This is a genomic window from Marinitoga sp. 1154 (assembly GCF_013363285.1).
GTDB lineage: Bacteria > Thermotogota > Thermotogae > Petrotogales > Petrotogaceae > Marinitoga.
Genome location: NZ_LBFB01000073.1, coordinates 1 through 671 on the forward strand (window position 1 = coordinate 1; position 671 = coordinate 671).

Genomic DNA, 671 nt, shown 5'->3' on the forward strand with positions numbered 1-671 from the left:
GATAATGTGTTTCATTCAAAAAAAGGTCGTCCTAGTTCTATGATTTCTGATATTTCTAAGGTTCCTCCAATTATTTACGAATCTGCTGGTATTATTAAGTCTAATTCAAATAATACTAATGATTCTGCTGCTTTAGAGAAAAAACTTAAATATTATGAACGTCTTCTTCTTGAAAAAGAACTTCTTATTAAAATGCAAGAGGATGAAATTAATTTTTTGAAAAAAAAACGACAGCAAAGAAGGTAACTTTTATTGGAGATTTACTGCTTATTAATAAATATACTAACTTCGGTGTTTCTTTAGACTATTTGCTTAATCGTTATAAGATTAAACGTAGCACTTTCTATTTTAAATCAAGATTGTTTTTTACTGTTAATCGTTATAGTAGAAAAAATAAATATTTTAAAGGTTATTCTTTGAATACTAAAGGTGAAAAGGTTTATGATGAGTATATTAAAAAACTACTTGTTGATTTGTTATCAATTGACGATCCTTCTAACCCAGAGTTTTTCTACAAAACTCTGGGGTCTAAGAAACTTGCAGTTGTATTTAAGCAAAAATATGGTATTATTATTAATCACAAAAAAATTCATAGATTAAGAAAAGAACTTAATTTAACTCGAAATTATCATCGTCATTCAAAACATCCTAAAAAAAGACCTAAAAATCAT

The 671-nt window shown here is 26.1% G+C and carries 1 protein-coding gene and 1 pseudogene; both read left to right on the top strand.

Annotated elements, in window-relative coordinates; all coding sequences use genetic code 11:
- Positions 1-246 (top strand): annotated as a pseudogene (locus tag XO12_RS11145) (transposase); the annotation flags it as partial.
- Between the two features lie 170 nt (positions 247-416).
- A partial coding sequence (locus XO12_RS11150; protein WP_175420357.1) for an IS3 family transposase occupies positions 417-671 on the top strand: 255 nt, incomplete at its 3' end.